The sequence below is a fragment of the Sinomonas notoginsengisoli genome (genome assembly GCF_021554725.1).
Classification (GTDB): Bacteria; Actinomycetota; Actinomycetes; order Actinomycetales; family Micrococcaceae; genus Sinomonas; species Sinomonas notoginsengisoli.
This window is the reverse complement of sequence record NZ_JAIZDP010000016.1, coordinates 14,146-30,043: the sequence shown is the minus strand read 5'-3', so window position 1 is coordinate 30,043 and position 15,898 is coordinate 14,146. Positions and strand designations below refer to the sequence as shown.

Sequence of the window (15,898 nt, the reverse complement as noted above, 5' to 3'; positions counted from 1 at the left end):
GGGGAGGCGACCGGGCCGCCGTCGTGCGCCAGAAAAACAGTCCGAGTGCCTCTCGGCTCCGAACCTGCTACGAAAAGGGCGGGTTATCCCGCCACCCCCAAGGGAAGGAACGGGCCATGCTCTCGACAAGATGGGCGGCGCTCGTGGCTGCGGGAACGCTCGCGCTCAGCGGCTGTGCAGGTCCGGCCGGATCCGGAGGAGCGGGCCTGCAGGCGCCAGCGTCCGCTGCACCAGCCGCACGGGCCGACGCGACCGGCGCGGCAGCCCAACCGGCCGAGCCATCGCCTGCCGCGACAATGGTCTGCGAGCCCGAGATCAGGGAGCGGATCGCCCAGATCCTCGCCCTCCCGGCCCAGCCGCAGCCTGAGTCGACGTGGTCTCAGGGCCTCTTCTCGTGCATCTACAGGCTCCCCACCGGAACGCTACTGCTCTCGGTCCAGGAATCTGCCACCCCGGCAGCCGCGCGGGCCCACTTCGACGCCCTCAAGCAGCGCATCGGCACAACAGCCGATATCGACGGGCTGGCCAATCTCGGCTTCCCGGCCTATCAGTCCGCGACCGGAACAGTGGTGTTCCTCAAGGACTCGTTCACACTCACGGCGGATGCCACAGGCCTTGCAGAGCCGGTAGGACCCCACGGGATCACCCGGACGGCCCTCGCCTACCAAGTGGCAACGGATGTGCTCGCGTGCTGGTCCGAGGGATAGCGGGCATCCCACTTGAAATCCGCCATCCAATCCGCACAGGGGCAGCGCACCGAAGGAGGTGCGTCAGAGTCTCAGAGGGCCGGACACCATGGGCACGCGCGGGACACCAGGCTCCACGAAGAGGAAGCCACCATGATGAAGAAGGCAGCATTTCTGATCGCACCAGCAGTCGCCCTCGGGGCGCTGGCCCTCACCGGAACCCCGGCGTTCGCCGCGGACTCCACGACCTACCAGGCCAATCTCGCCTCGATCAACGGCTCGAACGCCTCCGGCAACGTGATGATCACGGTGCAGGGCGACCAAGCGAAAGTGACGGAGAAGGTCTCGGGCCTCGCCGCGTCGTTCAACGGGAAGCCGTACCCGCACGTGCAGCACATCCACATCGGGGCGAAGGGCCAGTGCCCCGGCCCGTCCGCCGACACGAGCGGAGACGGCGTGATCAGCACCACGGAGGGCGCGCCCTTCTACGGTGGCATCGGCGCCACGCTGTCCACGAGCGGGGACACGAGCCCTGCCGCGGGCACTGACCTGGCTGTCGCGGGCATGGGCTCGAGCTTCACCTATGAGCGCACCATCGCCCTCGACGCAAAGACTGCTGCGTCGCTCAAGTCTGGCACCGCCGTCGTGGTAGTGCACGGCCTCGACCCGAACACCCTGCCAGCCGCGGCGCAGAAGGAGCCCAGCGACCTTGTGCCGTCGCTGCCTCTCGCTGCCACCTCCCCGGCCCTGTGCGGGACCCTCGCCGCTATGCCAGCCGGGGCCCCCGGCACCGGGATCGCGTCGGATACCGGATCCCACGGTCCTGATGCAGGCCTCGTGGCCGCTGGCGGAGGGTTCGTCCTGGCTGCTGGGATGGCGTTCGCCCTGCGCCGTCGCCTGAGCCCGGTGAAGGGGACTCAGGAAACTCGATGAGCCAGAGCACCGGCCGCGGACGCCTCGCGGCGTCCGCGGCCCGCGGTGCTCTGCCCCTGGCCAGCACGCGACTCCCCTCTGCCCGCCACCCGGCCGTCTCCCGTCGGCAGCCGACCGAAAGGACCACACCCCATGCCACGCCCACCTGCCAAGGCCCTCGCGGCCGCGCTCCTCGCCGCGTCCACGGCGCTGGCTGCGGTGGCCTGTTCAGCCCCGTCCACGTCCTCACCGCCCGCTTCGCACAGTATGGAAGGGATGGCCGCGGGCATGCAGATGACCGCTCCAGGCGCTGCCGGGACGATCCACATCAAGGACTTCGCCTTCACGGGCCCAGCCGCCGTTCAGGCTGGCGCCAGCCTGAACGTCATGAACATGGACGGTGAGGCGCACTCGATCACGGCAGACGACGGCTCGTTCGACGTCAGTGTTGCGGCCGGTCAGACCGCCGGCTTCTCTGTCCCAGCCAAGCCTGGGGTGTACCAGTACCACTGCAAGTACCACGCGGACATGCACGGGACCCTCACCGTCGATTGAGGGCAGCTGCGCGTTGAGTACGACGGCGTGTCGCAGGCGCGCCCTTAGACGTCAACGGCGCGGCACGCCGCGATACCCTCGCGGGCCCATGCGACCTGGTCGGGGGTGCCGACCCGGGAGGCCCATTGCTCTGCGAGCTGGAACTCGACGAGTGCCCGGTGAGGCTCCCCGGCATCGAGGAACATCCAACCGAGGTTGCCGTGGAGCGAGACGGACCAGCGTTGGGCCCGGGCGCTGCGGGCGTCGCGGGCGTACTCGATGCCCGCACGTGCCCAGGATTCGGCATGGGCGCCGTCGGCGATCGCGAGCATGTGGAACGCGTCGGCAGCAAGGAACTCCTCGCCGAGGTGCTCGCCGAGCTCGGCGGCCTGCTCGAAGAGCGGCACGGCCATTGCTGCGTGTCCCGAGGAGTTCAGGAGCCTGCCGCGCTCGAGAAGCACGCGCACCGCGATGGTGGGGTCCTGCTCGCAGTCGATGCCGTCCAGGAGCGCGTCAGCCTCTTCGAATCGGCCCTGCAGGCCGATCGCGCGGCCGAGCTGCGTGGCCAGTTCGCACCGTTCGGCGCCGTCGAAGGCCGGATCCTCCAGCGCACGGCGGAAGCGGTCCTCCGAGGCGACGGGGTCGGAGAAGTCCCACAGGGCATCGAGCGTCGACTGGTCGAGCACGCTCCCACCCTAACGCGCTCAGCGGGCCAGCCGGCTCCACCCGAGCGCCTCGCGTTGCGCCCTCGGCAGTCCCGCCACGACGAGGTCGTAGGAGTCCTCCACCAGATCCCGCACATCGCTGTCCGTCAAGGAGCCGTCCAGGCGCACATCGCTCCAGTGCCGCTTGTTCATATGCCACGCCCCCGTGATCTCGGGGTGCGCCGCACGGAGCTGGACCGCGAGCACTGGGTCGCATTTGAGCGCCACCCTCAGAGGGACGACGTCGAGGCTCGCCAGGGCGAACATCTTCCCTGGGAGGTCCTCACCACCGGCCGGCGCACGCACCTTGAAGACGGAGGACTCGGGCCCGAACGGGAAGTCCTCGTAGGCCCCGGCAAATCCGAGGCAGAGAGCACGCAGCTGTGCCGCGTCCATCAGGGAGCATCCATCAGGCGCGCTGCCGCCTACGGTGCCAGAGCTCCTGCTCGGGGCATCGGTTCATCACAACGTCCAGACCGGCGGCCAGAGCACGTTCCACGGCGGCCTCGTCGACAACTCCGAGCTGAAGCCACACGGCCTTCGCGCCCACCGCGATTGCCTGGTCCACAACCTCGCCCACCCGCTGGGAGTTAACGAAGCAGTCCACGACGTCGATGGGGCGCAGCTCGGCCGGAATGTCGGCGAGCCGCGCGTACCCCTTCTCACCGTGGACATCCTCGGCGCGCAGGTTCACGGGGACGATCCGGCAGCCCATCACGTCGCGGATGGTCAGCGCCACCGAGTGGGCAGCGCGCCACTCGTTCTGCGTCAGCCCCACGATGGCCCACGTGCCCGGGGTGGACATGAGCCGCTCAATGACAGCAGGGTCATTCACTTGCCGCATGACGCCATGCTAGTCGTGGCACCCGCCCTCCTCCCAGCAGGCGCCTTGCTAGCGGCCCGAGCCCTGGCTGTTCCCGCCCTGATCGCCGCCGCCCTGGCTGTTTCCGCCCTGAGTGTTCCCGCCCTGGCTGTTTCCGCCCTGACTGTTCGAGTTCTGGCTGGACCGGGCAGGAGCACTGGTCTGACGGCGGCCCTGCCCGTACGTCTGGGCGTCCTGGCCCTGGGCGTTCTGGCCCTGGGCGTTCTGGTCTTGGGAGGTCTTCTGGTTCTGAGTCTGGCCGTCCTGCCCCGGCGTGTCCTCGACCGCCATTCCCGGAGCGATCCCACCCGCAGGCTGGGTCGGCTCCTGGGCCACATCTGCTGGGTGCACTGGGGTCGGGGAGTCGGGCGATGGCTTCTCGGTCGGTTGGTCGGTGGCCGGGTTGAGCACCGTGTGCTCGATGCCCTGCCAGTCCCAGGCCTGCCCGCCAACCGCGGCCGCCACACCGCTCGCGCCGAGTCCCAGACCCACTGCCACGACGATGCTGAGCGCCCCGCGGTGCTGCCTGATGAACCGCGGTCGAGCCCCGGCCACCGCTCTGCGCGACGCAGCTTCCGCCGTGAGCGCCGCGGCCCTGGTCAGGGGGACGACGGTGAGCGGCGCCGTCATCGGTTCCCCCACCGCTGAACGGGCGGCCGCTTCCGCAAAGAGCAGCGCGAGCCGTCCTGAAGGTTCCGGAACCGCGGCCGGCCGCAGTGCGTGGAGCCCTTCGAGCGCACGGAGAAGCGCGGCGTCCTGCTCAAGACCCTCGTCCGTGAGCACCGCCCGTGCCTGCTTCCCGTCCATGCTCATCTGACCCACTCTTCCTCAGACACGTGCTCCCGCAGGGCAAGAAGTGCCCTGCGTTGGAGCTGCTTGACTGCACCCGGCGTCTTGCCGAGAACGGATGCGACTTCATCGATGGTGAGCTCCGCCACGATGCGGAGCGTCAATACCTCTTTTTGGTCACCCTTGAGCCTCCCGATCAGGATCTCTGCGTCGGTCTGGCCCGTCGCCACGAGGGCCTCATGCTCCGCGGAGCTTGACTGCCTCGTGTCGAGCAGCGGATCGTAGTCGACGATCCGCGGGCGCCGCTCGTGCCGCCTGTAGTGATCCACAACGCGTGCGTGGGCGACCGAGAACACGAAGGTCTTCAGGCCCGAGGCCCCGCCGTGGATCGTCCCGATCCGCGGCAGTACCGTGAGGAAGACGTCCTGCGCAATGGCCTCGGGGTCATCCACCCCCCGGGCCGTGACATAGCCGATCACGGCAGGTGCCAGCGAACGGTACACGAGGGTGAACAGCTCATGCTCCGTCAGTGCACCCGGCGCGAGATCGGCGTCACTGATCGATTCGAGCACGGCATTCCTTGGATTCTTGACCCTGGACTCTGAAGGCGAGAACCCGCCCAGTCTAGCCGTCGGCCAGCTGCGCCGACGGCTCCTGGAGGCTGAGAGAAGCCGGGCTGGAACATGATGGGGGACAGATTCCAGCCCGGCTTGCACTCACGTAATCGCACGAGGGCCGCACAGGGTTACGCAAGTGTGGACCCTTTTCAGGCAGATTTTTTACGGGCTTTCAGGCCGGTTTTTCAGTCGATGAGGTCGCGGACCACGATCGTCTGATCCCGGTCGGGGCCCACGCCAAGGGCGGAGAAGCGCGTGCCCGAAAGCTTCTCGAGCGCCAGGACGTAGTCGCGGGCGTTCGCGGGCAGCTCGTCGAGCGTCCTGGCACCCGAGATGTCCTCGGTCCAGCCGTCGAAGTACTCGAAGAACGGCTTGGCGTGGTGGAACTCGGTCTGGGTCATGGGCATCTCGTCATGCCGCACTCCGTCCACCTCGTACGCGACGCAGACCGGAATCTTGTCGATGCCGGTGAGCACGTCGAGCTTAGTGAGGAAGTAGTCGGTGAAGCCGTTGACGCGGGAGGCATGGCGGGCCAGGACCGAGTCGTACCAGCCGCAGCGGCGGGGGCGGCCGGTGTTGACGCCGAACTCTCCGCCGGTCTTCTGGAGGTGCTCCCCCATCTCGTCGAAGAGCTCGGTGGGGAACGGGCCCGCACCGACTCGGGTGGTGTAGGCCTTGATGATGCCGATCGCGCGGGAAATGCGTGTAGGACCGATGCCGGAGCCCACCGACGCACCGCCAGCGGTCGGATTCGAGGAGGTCACGAAGGGGTAGGTGCCGTGGTCCACGTCGAGGAACGTGGCCTGCCCACCCTCCATGAGCACCACCTTGCCGTCGTCGAGAGCGCTGTTGAGCTCGTAGGTCGAGTCGATCACGAGGGGGCGGAGGCGCTCCGCGAAGGAGAGGAAGTACTCCACCGTCTCGTCGACGCTCACGGCACGACGGTTGTAGATCTTGACGAGCAGCTCGTTCTTCTGGCGCAGCGAGCCCTCGACCTTCTGGCGGAGGATGGACTCGTCGAAGACGTCCTGGACGCGGATGCCCAGACGGGCCACCTTGTCCTGGTACGCAGGGCCGATCCCCCGACCGGTGGTGCCGATCGCGCGCTTGCCGAGGAACCGCTCGGTGACCTTGTCGAGGGTCTGATGGTATGGGGCCACGAGGTGTGCGTTCGCGGAGACGCGGAGCCGGGAGGCGTCTCCGCCGCGGGCCTCGAGACCGTCGATCTCCTCGAACAGCGCCTCAAGGTTCACGACGCAGCCGTTGCCGATGATCGGGATCGCGTTCGGGCTGAGGATGCCCGCGGGGAGCAGCTTGAGCTCATACTTCTGCCCGCCGACCACGACGGTGTGCCCAGCGTTGTTGCCGCCATTGGGCTTGACCACGTAGTCCACGCGGCCTCCCAGCAGATCCGTGGCCTTGCCCTTGCCCTCGTCGCCCCATTGGGCTCCGACGATCACGATTGCTGGCATGGATTCCTCCCCGGGACACCGCCCACGGCCCGGCTGGCCGTCGGCCTACATGCAAAGGCCCCGTCTCTCCTGCGTCATGGCAAGACTTCCGGGGCTCTTGCCACCCAAGTCTACCGAAGCAGGGCAAGGGGCAACGAAGATGATGGGTAGCACTCATATCAGGAGGTCAAGGGTGAACGATTATTCCCGCGCGGTCGGTGGCGACCGCAACTCGGCGAAGGACGGTGCGAGGGACGCCGCGCACCATGCGCAGCGCGCAGCCAGTTCGCCCGCCGCCCGCGCTGTCGCACGCGCCGGCTTCGTCTTCGTGGGGCTCCTGCACGTGCTCATCGCGTGGCTGGCACTCCAGGTGGCACTTGGCAGCGGCAACAATGCCGACCAGTCGAGCGCGGTCCAGCAGGTCGCGGGGGCGCCGGGCGGCGCCTTTCTGCTGTGGGCCGGCGTCATCTGCTGCGCGGCGCTGGCGATCTGGATGGTCATCGACGCCGTGGCGAAGTGGCGGCGCGGGGGCAAGGCCACCGAGGCCCTCGGCCCCGCCGGCACGGCACTGGCGTACTTCGCCCTCACGTGGCTGTTCATCAGCTTTGCCGTGGGGGACCAGAAGAACTCGAGCGAGCAGTCCCAGCAGACTACCGCGAACGTGCTCTCGATCCCCTTCGGCCCGGTGGTGCTCTTCATCGCGGGGCTCGTAGTCCTCGGCGTCGGCGTGTACTTCGGCTTCAGGGGTGTGACCCGCAGCTTCCTGGGGAAGGACGCGCAGCCAAAGCAGTCGGCACCGGACTGGGTGAAGATGGTGGGCGGCGTTGGCTACACGGCGAAGGGCGTCGCCGTGGCGGTTTTGGGGATCCTCATCCTGGTCGCGGCCGTGCACCAGGACGCGAAGGAGCAGTCTGGCCTCGACGGCGCGCTCAAGGTCCTCGCCGCACAGCCGTTCGGCACCTGGCTCCTCGGGGCGGTGGCCCTCGGCCTGGCCTGCTACGGGGTCTACAGCGCGGCACGCGCCAGGTACGGCAACTTCGACCGGTAAGTGCGCCCGGCAGGGGTGCCGCCCTCCCGGCGGCACCCCTGCCCTCGCACCGCCTACCCCGCGTACTGCTTGCGCAGCTCGGACTTGCGGATCTTGCCGCTCGCGGTGCGCGGCATCTCCTCGACGAACACCACCGACTTGGGGATCTTGTACCGGGCCAGGCGGCCGTCGAGGTGGGCCCGGACGTCCTCCTCGGTGAGCGAGGCACCCCCGCGGAGGGTGATGATGGCGCGCGGCACCTCGCCCCACTTCTCGTCCGCTACCCCGATCACGGCCACGGACGCGACCTGCTCGAGCTCGACGATGACGGACTCCACCTCGGCGGGGTAGATGTTCTCCCCACCGGAGATGATCATGTCCTTGAGGCGGTCCGAGACGAACAGGAATCCCTCCTCGTCCCGGTAGCCCATGTCCCCGGACTTAAACCAGATGCCGTCCGCGTAGGACTCGCGCGTCGCATCAGAACGGTTCCAGTACTCCCTGATGACGTTCGGCCCGGCGATCTGGATCTCCCCGACCTCCCCCGGGCCGAGAACCTGCCCGATCGGGTCCACGATGCGGATGTCGGTGAAGAACTGGGGCAGCCCGGAGGAGCCTGCCTTCTCCCTGGACCGCCACACGGGAAGCGTGGTCGCTCCAGGCGCCGTCTCCGTCATGCCGTAGCCGTTGGAGAACCCGAGGCCGCGCTCCTCATAAGCCTCCAGGACCCGCATCGGCACGGCGGAGCCGCCGCACGTGAGCTTGTCGAGGGAGCTGATGTCAGTCGTGGCCCAGTTGGGGTGCTCGGCCAGCAGCTGGTAGGTGGTCGGCACCCCGCTGAGGGCTGTGATCCGGTGCTTCTCGATCGCCGCGAGCACCCGCGCCGGGTCGAACTTCTGCTCGAGGACCACGGTTGCACCCTTGAGCAGCATGGGCAGCAGGCCCATGTCGAGCGAGGCGACGTGGAACAGCGGGGAGATCATGAGCGCGATGTCATTCCGGTTGACGTCCATGTCCGTGATCACGTTGACGCAGTTCCACGTGATGTTCCCGTGGGTCAGCAGGGCGCCCTTGGGCCGCCCGGTAGTCCCGGACGTGTAGAGGATCATGGCACCGTCGTCGTGCGTCACGGCCTCATCGATGACCTCGGCCGGCGCGCTCGCGAGCGCTTCCTCGTAGGCTTCCACGCCCCGTCCGACGACGGGTGGCGAGCCCGGCGCGTTGACCGCCCGGGAGGCGTCGTGCGCCGCCGTGGGGGACCCGCCCACCACGAGGCGGTTCAGGACGCCGGTGCCCTCGGCGGCCGCCGCGGCCAGCTCCTCGAGGGCCGCGCCGTTGACCAGGAGCCTCGCACCCGAGTCCTGCAGCTGGAACTGCAGCTCGGGCGCGGCCAGGCGGGTGTTGAGCGGGATGAAGATCGCGCCGAGGATCCCGGCGGCGAAGAACGTCTCGACGAACGCCGGGTCGTTCTCGCCGAGGTAGGCGACGCGGTCGCCGCGGGCTACCCCGCGCCGGCGCAGCGCGTTGGCGAGCCGGTCCGCACGCTCGGAGAGCTCGTCGTAGCTGTAGGTGCGCTCCCCCGCAATCAGGGCCGCCTTGGGCCCCGACTTGGGCCGGCGGCGGTGGAGCCACGAGCCAACGCCGTTGTTGTACATATGGGTTCCTCCCTAGCGGACCGTGGTGAGGTCGTTGTCCTTGGACTCCCGGGTGAGCAGGATGAAGATCGCCGAGAGCACCGCCATGGCCGCCAGAAAGCCCACGACGACCCCGATGCTCTGGCCCGAGTCCTTGTAGAGCGAGGCGACGATCCCTGGAGTGAAGCCCGCGCCGATGAGCGTGGCGAGCTGGTAGCCCAGCGCCGCACCCGTGTAGCGGGACGTCGTGCCGAACTGTTCGGAGACAAACGCGGCCAGGGGCCCGTAGAGCGTCGAGTGGAACACGAGCGCGACCGTGAACGCGGCGAACACGAGCCACACGTTGCCCGAGCCCAGCAGCGCGAACATCGGGAACAGGTAGGCAACGAACAGCAGGAGGCCGGCGATCATGACAGGTCGCCTGCCGAACCGGTCGGAGAGACGCCCACCGAACAGCACGAAGACGATCGAGATCGCGGATGCCGCCGCGAAGGCATAGAGCACGCCCTGCTGGGGTGCGCCCTTGGACACCGCGTAGGTTACGGAGAAGGTGGGCAGCACCACTTGGAGGCCGAACCCGGCGGCACCGGCGAGCATGATGAAGATCAGTGCCTTGGGCCGGCGCAGCACCTCGAGCAGCGGGACCTTGGGCTTGGTGCCCGCCGCCGTGCTCTCTTCTGCGGCGATCGCCGCGGCGAAGATCGGGCTCTCGGCGACGCGCATCCGCACGAACAGTCCCACGGCCAGAAGCGCGAACGAGAGCAGGAACGGGACCCGCCAGCCCCAGGCGAGGAAGGCCGGGCCGGGCAGTGCCGACACGAGGCCCATCATGAGCGTGCCGAGCACGGCGCCGGTGGGGGCGCCCGCGTTGACGAACGACGCCGCGAAGCCTCGCCTCTTCGGATCGGAGTGCTCGAGGGCCATGAGGGCCGCACCGCCCCACTCGCCGCCCACAGCGATCCCCTGAAGCACGCGCAGCAGCACGAGGATCACGGCGCCCCAAGGGCCAATCAGGCTGGCCCCCGGGATGAGGCCGATCGCCGCGGAGGAGAGGCCCATGACTGTCATCGACACGATCAGCATGCCCTTGCGGCCCATCCGGTCGCCGAAGTGGCCGAAGATCACGCCGCCGAGCGGCCGGGCAACGTACCCGGCGGCAAAGGTCGCGTACGCCGCGACGACGCCGACCCATGGGTCGGCCCCGGCAAAGAAGACCTGGGGGAAGGCGACGGCCGCGGCGGTCGCATAGAGGAGGAAGTCGTAGAACTCGATGGTGCTGCCCAGGTAGCTGGACAGGATGACCGTCCGCGCTTCCTTGCGCTGCGCGGCGGTGCTCATCGTGGACAACTGCGGGGTTGCCAGCATGGCGGTTCCTTCGGGGCGGATGGGATGACAGGGGGACGAGTCGGGACTGGCCTACTTGTAGAAGCGCGCGAGGAACTCGGCGACGACGGCGGGCCGCTCCTGCCCCTCGATCTCGATGGTGGCGTTGACCTTGATCTGGGCGCCGCCCTTGACCTCCGTCACCTCGGCGATCGTGCCGAGCATGCGGACCTTGGAGCCCACCTTCACCGGGGAGGTGAAGCGGACCTTGTCGAGGCCGTAGTTGACCTTCGTGGTGACGCCCTCGACGTCGAACAGCTCGCCCCAGAACGGGATCACCAGTGAGAGCGTGAGGAAGCCGTGGGCGATCGGGCCGCCGAACGGGCCGTCCTTGGCACGCTCGGGGTCAGTGTGGATCCACTGGTGGTCGTCGGTCGCGTCGGCGAAGAGGTTGACGCGGTCCTGGGTGATCTCCATCCAGTCGGTGGCGCCGAGGTCGGCACCGGCCATGGTGAGGAGCTTGTCGAAGTCGACAACGAGCCGCGGCTCGGAATTGCGCTGCTTGATCGTGCGCTGAGTGGTCATGAGGTCCTCCTGTGGACGAGTGCTGGGTTACTTGGTGAAGGCGCCGTGACCCGTGAGGGCGCGCCCGATGATGAGGGCATTGATCTCGTGGGTGCCCTCGTAGGAGTAGACGGCCTCGGCGTCGGCGTGGAAGCGGGCCACATCGGTATCGAGGGTGATGCCGTTGCCTCCCACGACCTCGCGGGCCAGGGCGACGGTCTCGCGCATGTTCAAAGACGTCTGCATCTTGGCGAGGGCCGAGTCCCGGTCGCGGTAAATGCCCTTCTCCTGCTGCTCGGTGAGGCGGACGACGAGCGAGAGGCTCGAGGTGAGGTTGCCGAGCATGCGGGCGAGCTTCTCCTGGACGAGCTGGAACGAGCCCAGCTGGCGACCGAACTGCTCGCGCTCCCGCACATACTTCAGCGCAGCCTCGAACGCTCCAGCCTGGATGCCCGTCGCGATCCACGCGACGTCCGAGCGCATCGCGCGGAGCATCGCGGCCACGTCCTTGAACGAGTTCACGTTGTGGAGGCGGTCCGCCTCGCTGACCCGCACGCCGCTGAGCGTGATGTGCGCGTTCTGCATCATGCGCAGCGCCGTCTTGCGCTGGATCTTCGTCAGCGTGACGCCAGGCGCCTCTCGAGGCACGAGGAACGCCTTCACCTGCCCATCTGCGACATCGCGGGCGAAGACGGCGAGCACGTCCGCGGTGAACGCACCGCCGATCCAGCGCTTCTCACCGTCGAGGATCCACTCGTCGCCGTTCTCCCCCTGCTCACGCCTCGCCGTCGTGCTGAGTCCGCCGGCGATGTCCGAGCCGTGCTCGGGCTCCGTGAGGGAGAAGACGCCCTTGAGCGTGAAGTCGACGACCTTCGGCATCCACTCCTTCTTCTGCTCCTCGGATGCGCCTACCCGGACCGCCGTGCGGAAGAGTCCGGCCTGGGCCGTGTAGAACGTGGCGATCGAGGCGTCCGTGCGGGCCAGCTCGAAGATTCGGAAGCCGTGGTAGATGCCGCGGGCGGGACGGTTGCGGCCGTCCGTCAGCTCCACGGGCTCCATGAGGTCAAGGTCGATGAGCGGCTGGGCAATCTCGTACGGGAACTCGCCGCGCTCCCAGTAGTCGCCCACGAGCGGCTTGGCCCTAGTCTCGAGGAACTCGCGGAGCCGCCCGAGCACGAGGCGCTCGTCGTCGCTGAGGAGTCCCGCGGCGTCGTACCAGTCAGAGGTGCTGTAGAGGTCCATCTCAGCGACCCCCTTCGCCTGTGGCCAGCCCGAGGAGCTTCACGGCGTTGCCCTTGAGGATCTTGGGCCGGACCTCGTCCTTGATCGGGAGGTCCTCGAACGCGCCGAGCCATTTCGCCGGGGTGATGAGCGGGAAGTCGGTGCCGAAGAGGACCTTGTCCTGCAGCACTGAGTTCGAGGCCTTGACGAGGGACTCCGGGAAGTACTTCGGCGACCAGCCCGAGAGGTCGATGAACACGTTCGACTTGTGGGTTGCGATCGAGATCGCCTCCTCCTGCCACGGCACTGAGGGGTGGGCCATGATGACGGTGAGGCCCGGGAAGTCCGCCGCGACGTCGTCGAGCAGCAGCGGGTTCGAGTAGCGCAGCTTGATGCCGTGCCCGCCGGGCAGGCCCGCCCCCATGCCGTTCTGGCCGGTGTGGAAGATGGCCGGAAGGCCAAGCTCCTCCAGGGCTCCCCACAGGGGGTAGAACTCCTCGCTGGAGGGGTCGAAGCCCTGCAGGGACGGGTGGAACTTGAAGCCACGGGCGCCGAGCCCGAGGGCCTGGTGCTTTGCCCGGGAGATCGCGTCCTCGCCGGTGCGCGGGTCCACGGAGCCGAACGGGATGAGGACATCGTTGTGCTCGGCGGCGCCGGCGATGAGGTCCTCGATCGAGTTGGGCTCGTGCTTCAGGGCGGTGCGGGCATCGACGGTGAAGACCACGGCGGCCATGTTCAGCCCGCGGTACGTGTCCGCGATCTTCTCCAGAGTCGGGTGCCGGTCCTCGGCCTTGAAGTACTTCGAGGACGCCTCATTGAGGTCGTCAGGCAGGGAGCAGTGGCCATGGCCGTCGATCTCGACATGCACGTGCATGTCGATCGCGTCGAGCTTCCCGGCCTCGATGCCGAGTTCGTAGCGTGCCATGGTCAGCGGGTCCCGGCGTTCTGCTCCTGCGGCTGGAGCTCGGCCGGCAGCGGGAGGAACTCCTCGCCCACGCTCTGCAGGTGCTCCCCGATGAGCGCGGCGCCCTGCTCCTGGAGGGCCCCGTAGGTCCAGCCGCCCTCGCGGTAGTCCGTCGTCGCCGGCTCGGGGTGGGTCCAGACCTGGAGGCGGTCGCCGCCTGCGCCGATCGCCTGTCCAGTGATGCCCGATGCCTCGTCGGAGGCGAGGTACGCGATCAGGCCCGCGACGTCGTCGGCCGTCCCGAATCCAAGGTCGTGGCGGAAGAAGGCCGGCATCGTCTCGCCGCGCTCGTCGGCCTCGACTGCCTTGGCGAAGTACGGGACGGTCTTGGTCATCGCCGTCGCAGCGACGGGGATGACGGCGTTGACCGTCACGCCGGCCTTCTTCATCTCCAGCGCCCACGTGCGCACCATGCCCACGATGCCGGCCTTGGCTGCGGCATAGTTGGTCTGGCCGAAGTTTCCGCGCTGGCCGGTCGGGGAGCCGATCGTGATGATGCGGCCGGCGATGCCGTTCGCCTTGAAGTAGGCGTACGCCTCGCGGACGCACGTGAACGTTCCTTTGAGGTGAACGTTGATTACGAGGTCGAAGTCCTCGTCCGTCATCTTCAGCAGGCTCTTGTCGCGCAGGATGCCTGCGTTGGTGACAAGGATGTCGAGGCGGCCGAACGCGTTCACCGCGCCGTCCACGAGCGCCTTCGCGGCCTCAGTACTGCCGACGGGGACGACGACGGCGGTCGCACGGCCGCCGTCGGCCTCGATCTGGGCCACCGCGGCGGCCGCGGTCTCCTCGTTGACGTCGTTGATGACGACGGCAGCACCCTGCCGCGCGAGTTCCCGAGCGTACGCCAGGCCCAGGCCCTGTCCGCTTCCAGTGACGACTGCTACCTTGCCTGCCAGGCTCATGCGTGCTCCTCGAGGTGATGTCCGGCCTCATCCGTGAGACCCTTGTCACAGTCCATGAGATACTGGATCATTGAAATTGTCAATGATTGAATCTCAGCATGTTTGGAGGCGGCCTCGTGAGTGTTCAGAACAACGTGGAAGCGGAGACACCACGGCTTGCGGCGGCCGAGATAGCTGACGATATCGGGCTTCTCCTCGCGAAGGTCCACGCCGTGGGATCGTCGCTCAACAACCGTGCGCTGGCTGCCTTCGAGCTGCGCGAACGCTCGTACTCGGTGCTCCGGCTCGCGTGCAGCGGGCTCGAGCCGACCCAACGAGAGCTCGCGGACTTCCTGAGCCTCGATCCGAGCCAGATCGTGGCGCTCGTGGACGAGCTCGAGAAGCGCAAGCTCGTCACTCGCGAGCAGGGCCGTACGGACCGACGGCAGAAGATCGTCCTCGCCACTCGCGCCGGCGAGCGGCTGCACGCCGAGGCGGAGACCGCGGTCAGGGCCTCCGAAGCCGCACAGTACGCCCCGCTCGCACCAGGCGAGCTTGCGACCCTCCGCGAACTCCTGCGCAAGGCCCTCTGGGCCTAGCCCGCGCTACGACTGCTCCGCCGGCGGAAGTATGCCGCCAGCGTAGACCGTGCTACTGCGCTTGTAGATCTCCGCATAGAGCGATGACCGGATGCTCCGGATGCCGTCGTGGGCATGGAGCCGCTCGAACAGCTCCCCGAGCTCGGGGAGCCCGGCCACGGCCGACTGCACGAGGACCCGTTCTCCCGTCCCCGCTGACCAGCGTGTCGTGGGGAGCGCGGCGACCGTCGCGCCGACCGCGTCACGGCTCCCCGGGGCGCAGGTGAGGTCAAGGAGTGACTCGACCGGGTAGCCGAGGGTGGCTGGATCCAGGACCGCGCGGACGAACAGTGCCCCAGAGCGGATCAGGGCATCGAGGCGCCGGCCGACAGTCGCCTTCGAGGCGCCAACGCCGGCAGACAGTTCCTCAAGGGTGGCCCGTCCGCGCCCCCGCAGGAGGCCTACGAGCGCAGCATTGGACTCATCGAGGACCGCCCGGTCCGGGCGCCTGCGCTGGCTCGCGAGGGCTGCATCCTCATCCACCGCGAGTGCCTGGTACTGCTCGGGCTCGAGCACGTCGGGACGCCACCCGGAGACGGTCCTGTAGTACCGCACGAGCGGCTCCACCGTGAAGCCGTCCACGCCGTCCACCGCGGCGAGCTCTTCGTACAGGAGTGCCCCGATACGCTCGATCGGAACGAAGACCTCAGCCACACACTCGCTCGCACCGGCGAGCGCACTGGCCCACAGTACGTCCTCGCGCTGGGCAAGCCACTCGCCGATGGGCCGCACGGCCGATGGCCTGGCGAAGACGCGGAGCAGGAACGCGTCGTTCTCCCCCACAACGGTGGGGTTGGCGAGGGCATGCACGCGCACCTCTCCGCTCGCAAGGAGCCTCTTGCCGCGGCGTGCCACCGTGCGCTCCTGCTGGCCGAGGACCTCGGCGATCTGCCGCCATGAGGCTCTGCCGTTGCGGATGAGCGCAGCGGTGATCTGCCGGTCTAGGTCGTCGAGCATGGCCACCATCCTTTCAAGGAGCCAGGCGCCATAGGCCGCCCACAGCTTCGCCCCAGAATTACCCGCGATCGCAGTCACCTAGTCACGGTTCATCCTTGGGCGGGAAGCTCACCGCCCGTTTCCCGAACGCC

18 protein-coding genes are annotated in these 15,898 nt (G+C 68.3%); 5 read left to right on the top strand and 13 right to left on the bottom strand.

Going from position 1 to position 15,898, the window contains the following annotated elements:
* Positions 1-116 precede the first annotated feature (116 nt).
* The 3 genes from LF262_RS16260 (at position 117) to LF262_RS16250 (ending at position 2,153) form a co-directional block, all read left to right on the top strand.
* On the top strand, positions 117-707 hold the full coding sequence (locus LF262_RS16260) for a hypothetical protein (RefSeq protein WP_235781451.1): 591 nt from the start codon (positions 117-119) through the stop codon (positions 705-707).
* Between the two features lie 132 nt (positions 708-839).
* Positions 840-1,619 carry a hypothetical protein gene (locus tag LF262_RS16255; RefSeq protein ID WP_235781450.1) on the top strand — a complete coding sequence of 260 codons (780 nt, stop codon included), beginning with the start codon at positions 840-842 and terminating at the stop codon, positions 1,617-1,619.
* 132 nt (positions 1,620-1,751) lie between these two features.
* On the top strand, positions 1,752-2,153 hold the full coding sequence (locus tag LF262_RS16250) for a cupredoxin domain-containing protein (RefSeq protein ID WP_235781449.1): 402 nt from the start codon (positions 1,752-1,754) through the stop codon (positions 2,151-2,153).
* 44 nt (positions 2,154-2,197) lie between these two features.
* On the opposite strand, the gene LF262_RS16245 is transcribed toward LF262_RS16250, so the two are convergent.
* From LF262_RS16245 to LF262_RS16220, 6 genes are all read right to left on the bottom strand, one after another.
* On the bottom strand, positions 2,198-2,818 hold the full coding sequence (locus LF262_RS16245; RefSeq protein ID WP_235781448.1) for a hypothetical protein: 621 nt from the start codon (positions 2,816-2,818) through the stop codon (positions 2,198-2,200).
* An 18-nt stretch (positions 2,819-2,836) separates the two neighbouring features.
* The gene (locus LF262_RS16240; protein WP_235781447.1) at positions 2,837-3,232 is read right to left on the bottom strand and encodes an MmcQ/YjbR family DNA-binding protein; all 396 of its coding nucleotides are present in this window, start codon (positions 3,230-3,232) and stop codon (positions 2,837-2,839) included.
* 13 nt (positions 3,233-3,245) lie between these two features.
* A complete protein-coding gene (locus LF262_RS16235) occupies positions 3,246-3,680 on the bottom strand; it encodes a CoA-binding protein (RefSeq protein WP_235781446.1) in 435 nt (144 codons plus the stop codon).
* A 48-nt stretch (positions 3,681-3,728) separates the two neighbouring features.
* Positions 3,729-4,511: a hypothetical protein gene (locus LF262_RS16230; RefSeq protein WP_235781445.1), complete on the bottom strand. Its 783-nt coding sequence runs from the start codon at positions 4,509-4,511 to the stop codon at positions 3,729-3,731.
* Positions 4,508-5,059, bottom strand: coding sequence for an RNA polymerase sigma factor (locus LF262_RS16225; protein ID WP_235781444.1), 552 nt, complete (start codon positions 5,057-5,059; stop codon positions 4,508-4,510). The genes LF262_RS16230 and LF262_RS16225 overlap by 4 nt, the downstream gene beginning before the upstream one ends.
* 230 nt (positions 5,060-5,289) lie before the next feature.
* Positions 5,290-6,576, bottom strand: coding sequence for an adenylosuccinate synthase (locus tag LF262_RS16220; protein ID WP_235781443.1), 1,287 nt, complete (start codon positions 6,574-6,576; stop codon positions 5,290-5,292).
* Between the two features lie 172 nt (positions 6,577-6,748).
* Here LF262_RS16220 and LF262_RS16215 point away from each other — a divergent pair, with 172 nt between their 5' ends.
* Positions 6,749-7,603, top strand: a complete 855-nt coding sequence (locus tag LF262_RS16215) for a DUF1206 domain-containing protein (RefSeq protein WP_235781442.1) — start codon at positions 6,749-6,751, stop codon at positions 7,601-7,603.
* A gap of 53 nt (positions 7,604-7,656) precedes the next feature.
* Here LF262_RS16215 and menE read toward each other — a convergent pair whose 3' ends face one another.
* The 6 genes from menE to LF262_RS16185 are packed head-to-tail and all read right to left on the bottom strand — an operon-like array spanning position 7,657 to position 14,193.
* On the bottom strand, positions 7,657-9,237 hold the full coding sequence (gene menE, locus LF262_RS16210; protein WP_235781441.1) for an o-succinylbenzoate--CoA ligase: 1,581 nt from the start codon (positions 9,235-9,237) through the stop codon (positions 7,657-7,659).
* 12 nt (positions 9,238-9,249) lie between these two features.
* Positions 9,250-10,581, bottom strand: coding sequence for an MFS transporter (locus tag LF262_RS16205; RefSeq protein ID WP_235781440.1), 1,332 nt, complete (start codon positions 10,579-10,581; stop codon positions 9,250-9,252).
* Positions 10,582-10,632: 51 nt separating this feature from the next.
* Positions 10,633-11,124 (bottom strand): MaoC family dehydratase, encoded by a 492-nt coding sequence (locus LF262_RS16200; RefSeq protein WP_308190554.1) that lies wholly within the window; start codon positions 11,122-11,124, stop codon positions 10,633-10,635.
* A 27-nt stretch (positions 11,125-11,151) separates the two neighbouring features.
* Positions 11,152-12,345 carry an acyl-CoA dehydrogenase family protein gene (locus tag LF262_RS16195; RefSeq protein ID WP_235781439.1) on the bottom strand — a complete coding sequence of 398 codons (1,194 nt, stop codon included), beginning with the start codon at positions 12,343-12,345 and terminating at the stop codon, positions 11,152-11,154.
* Between the two features lies 1 nt (position 12,346).
* Positions 12,347-13,249: an amidohydrolase family protein gene (locus tag LF262_RS16190; protein ID WP_235781438.1), complete on the bottom strand. Its 903-nt coding sequence runs from the start codon at positions 13,247-13,249 to the stop codon at positions 12,347-12,349.
* Positions 13,250-13,251: 2 nt separating this feature from the next.
* Positions 13,252-14,193, bottom strand: a complete 942-nt coding sequence (locus tag LF262_RS16185) for an SDR family NAD(P)-dependent oxidoreductase (RefSeq protein WP_235781437.1) — start codon at positions 14,191-14,193, stop codon at positions 13,252-13,254.
* Between the two features lie 116 nt (positions 14,194-14,309).
* On the opposite strand from LF262_RS16185, the gene LF262_RS16180 reads away from it, so the two are divergent.
* Complete coding sequence (locus LF262_RS16180; RefSeq protein ID WP_235781436.1) at positions 14,310-14,771, top strand: MarR family winged helix-turn-helix transcriptional regulator; 462 nt, start codon at positions 14,310-14,312, stop codon at positions 14,769-14,771.
* A gap of 6 nt (positions 14,772-14,777) precedes the next feature.
* On the opposite strand, the gene LF262_RS16175 is transcribed toward LF262_RS16180, so the two are convergent.
* A complete protein-coding gene (locus LF262_RS16175; protein WP_235781435.1) occupies positions 14,778-15,845 on the bottom strand; it encodes an Lrp/AsnC family transcriptional regulator in 1,068 nt (355 codons plus the stop codon).
* Positions 15,846-15,898 lie beyond the last annotated feature (53 nt).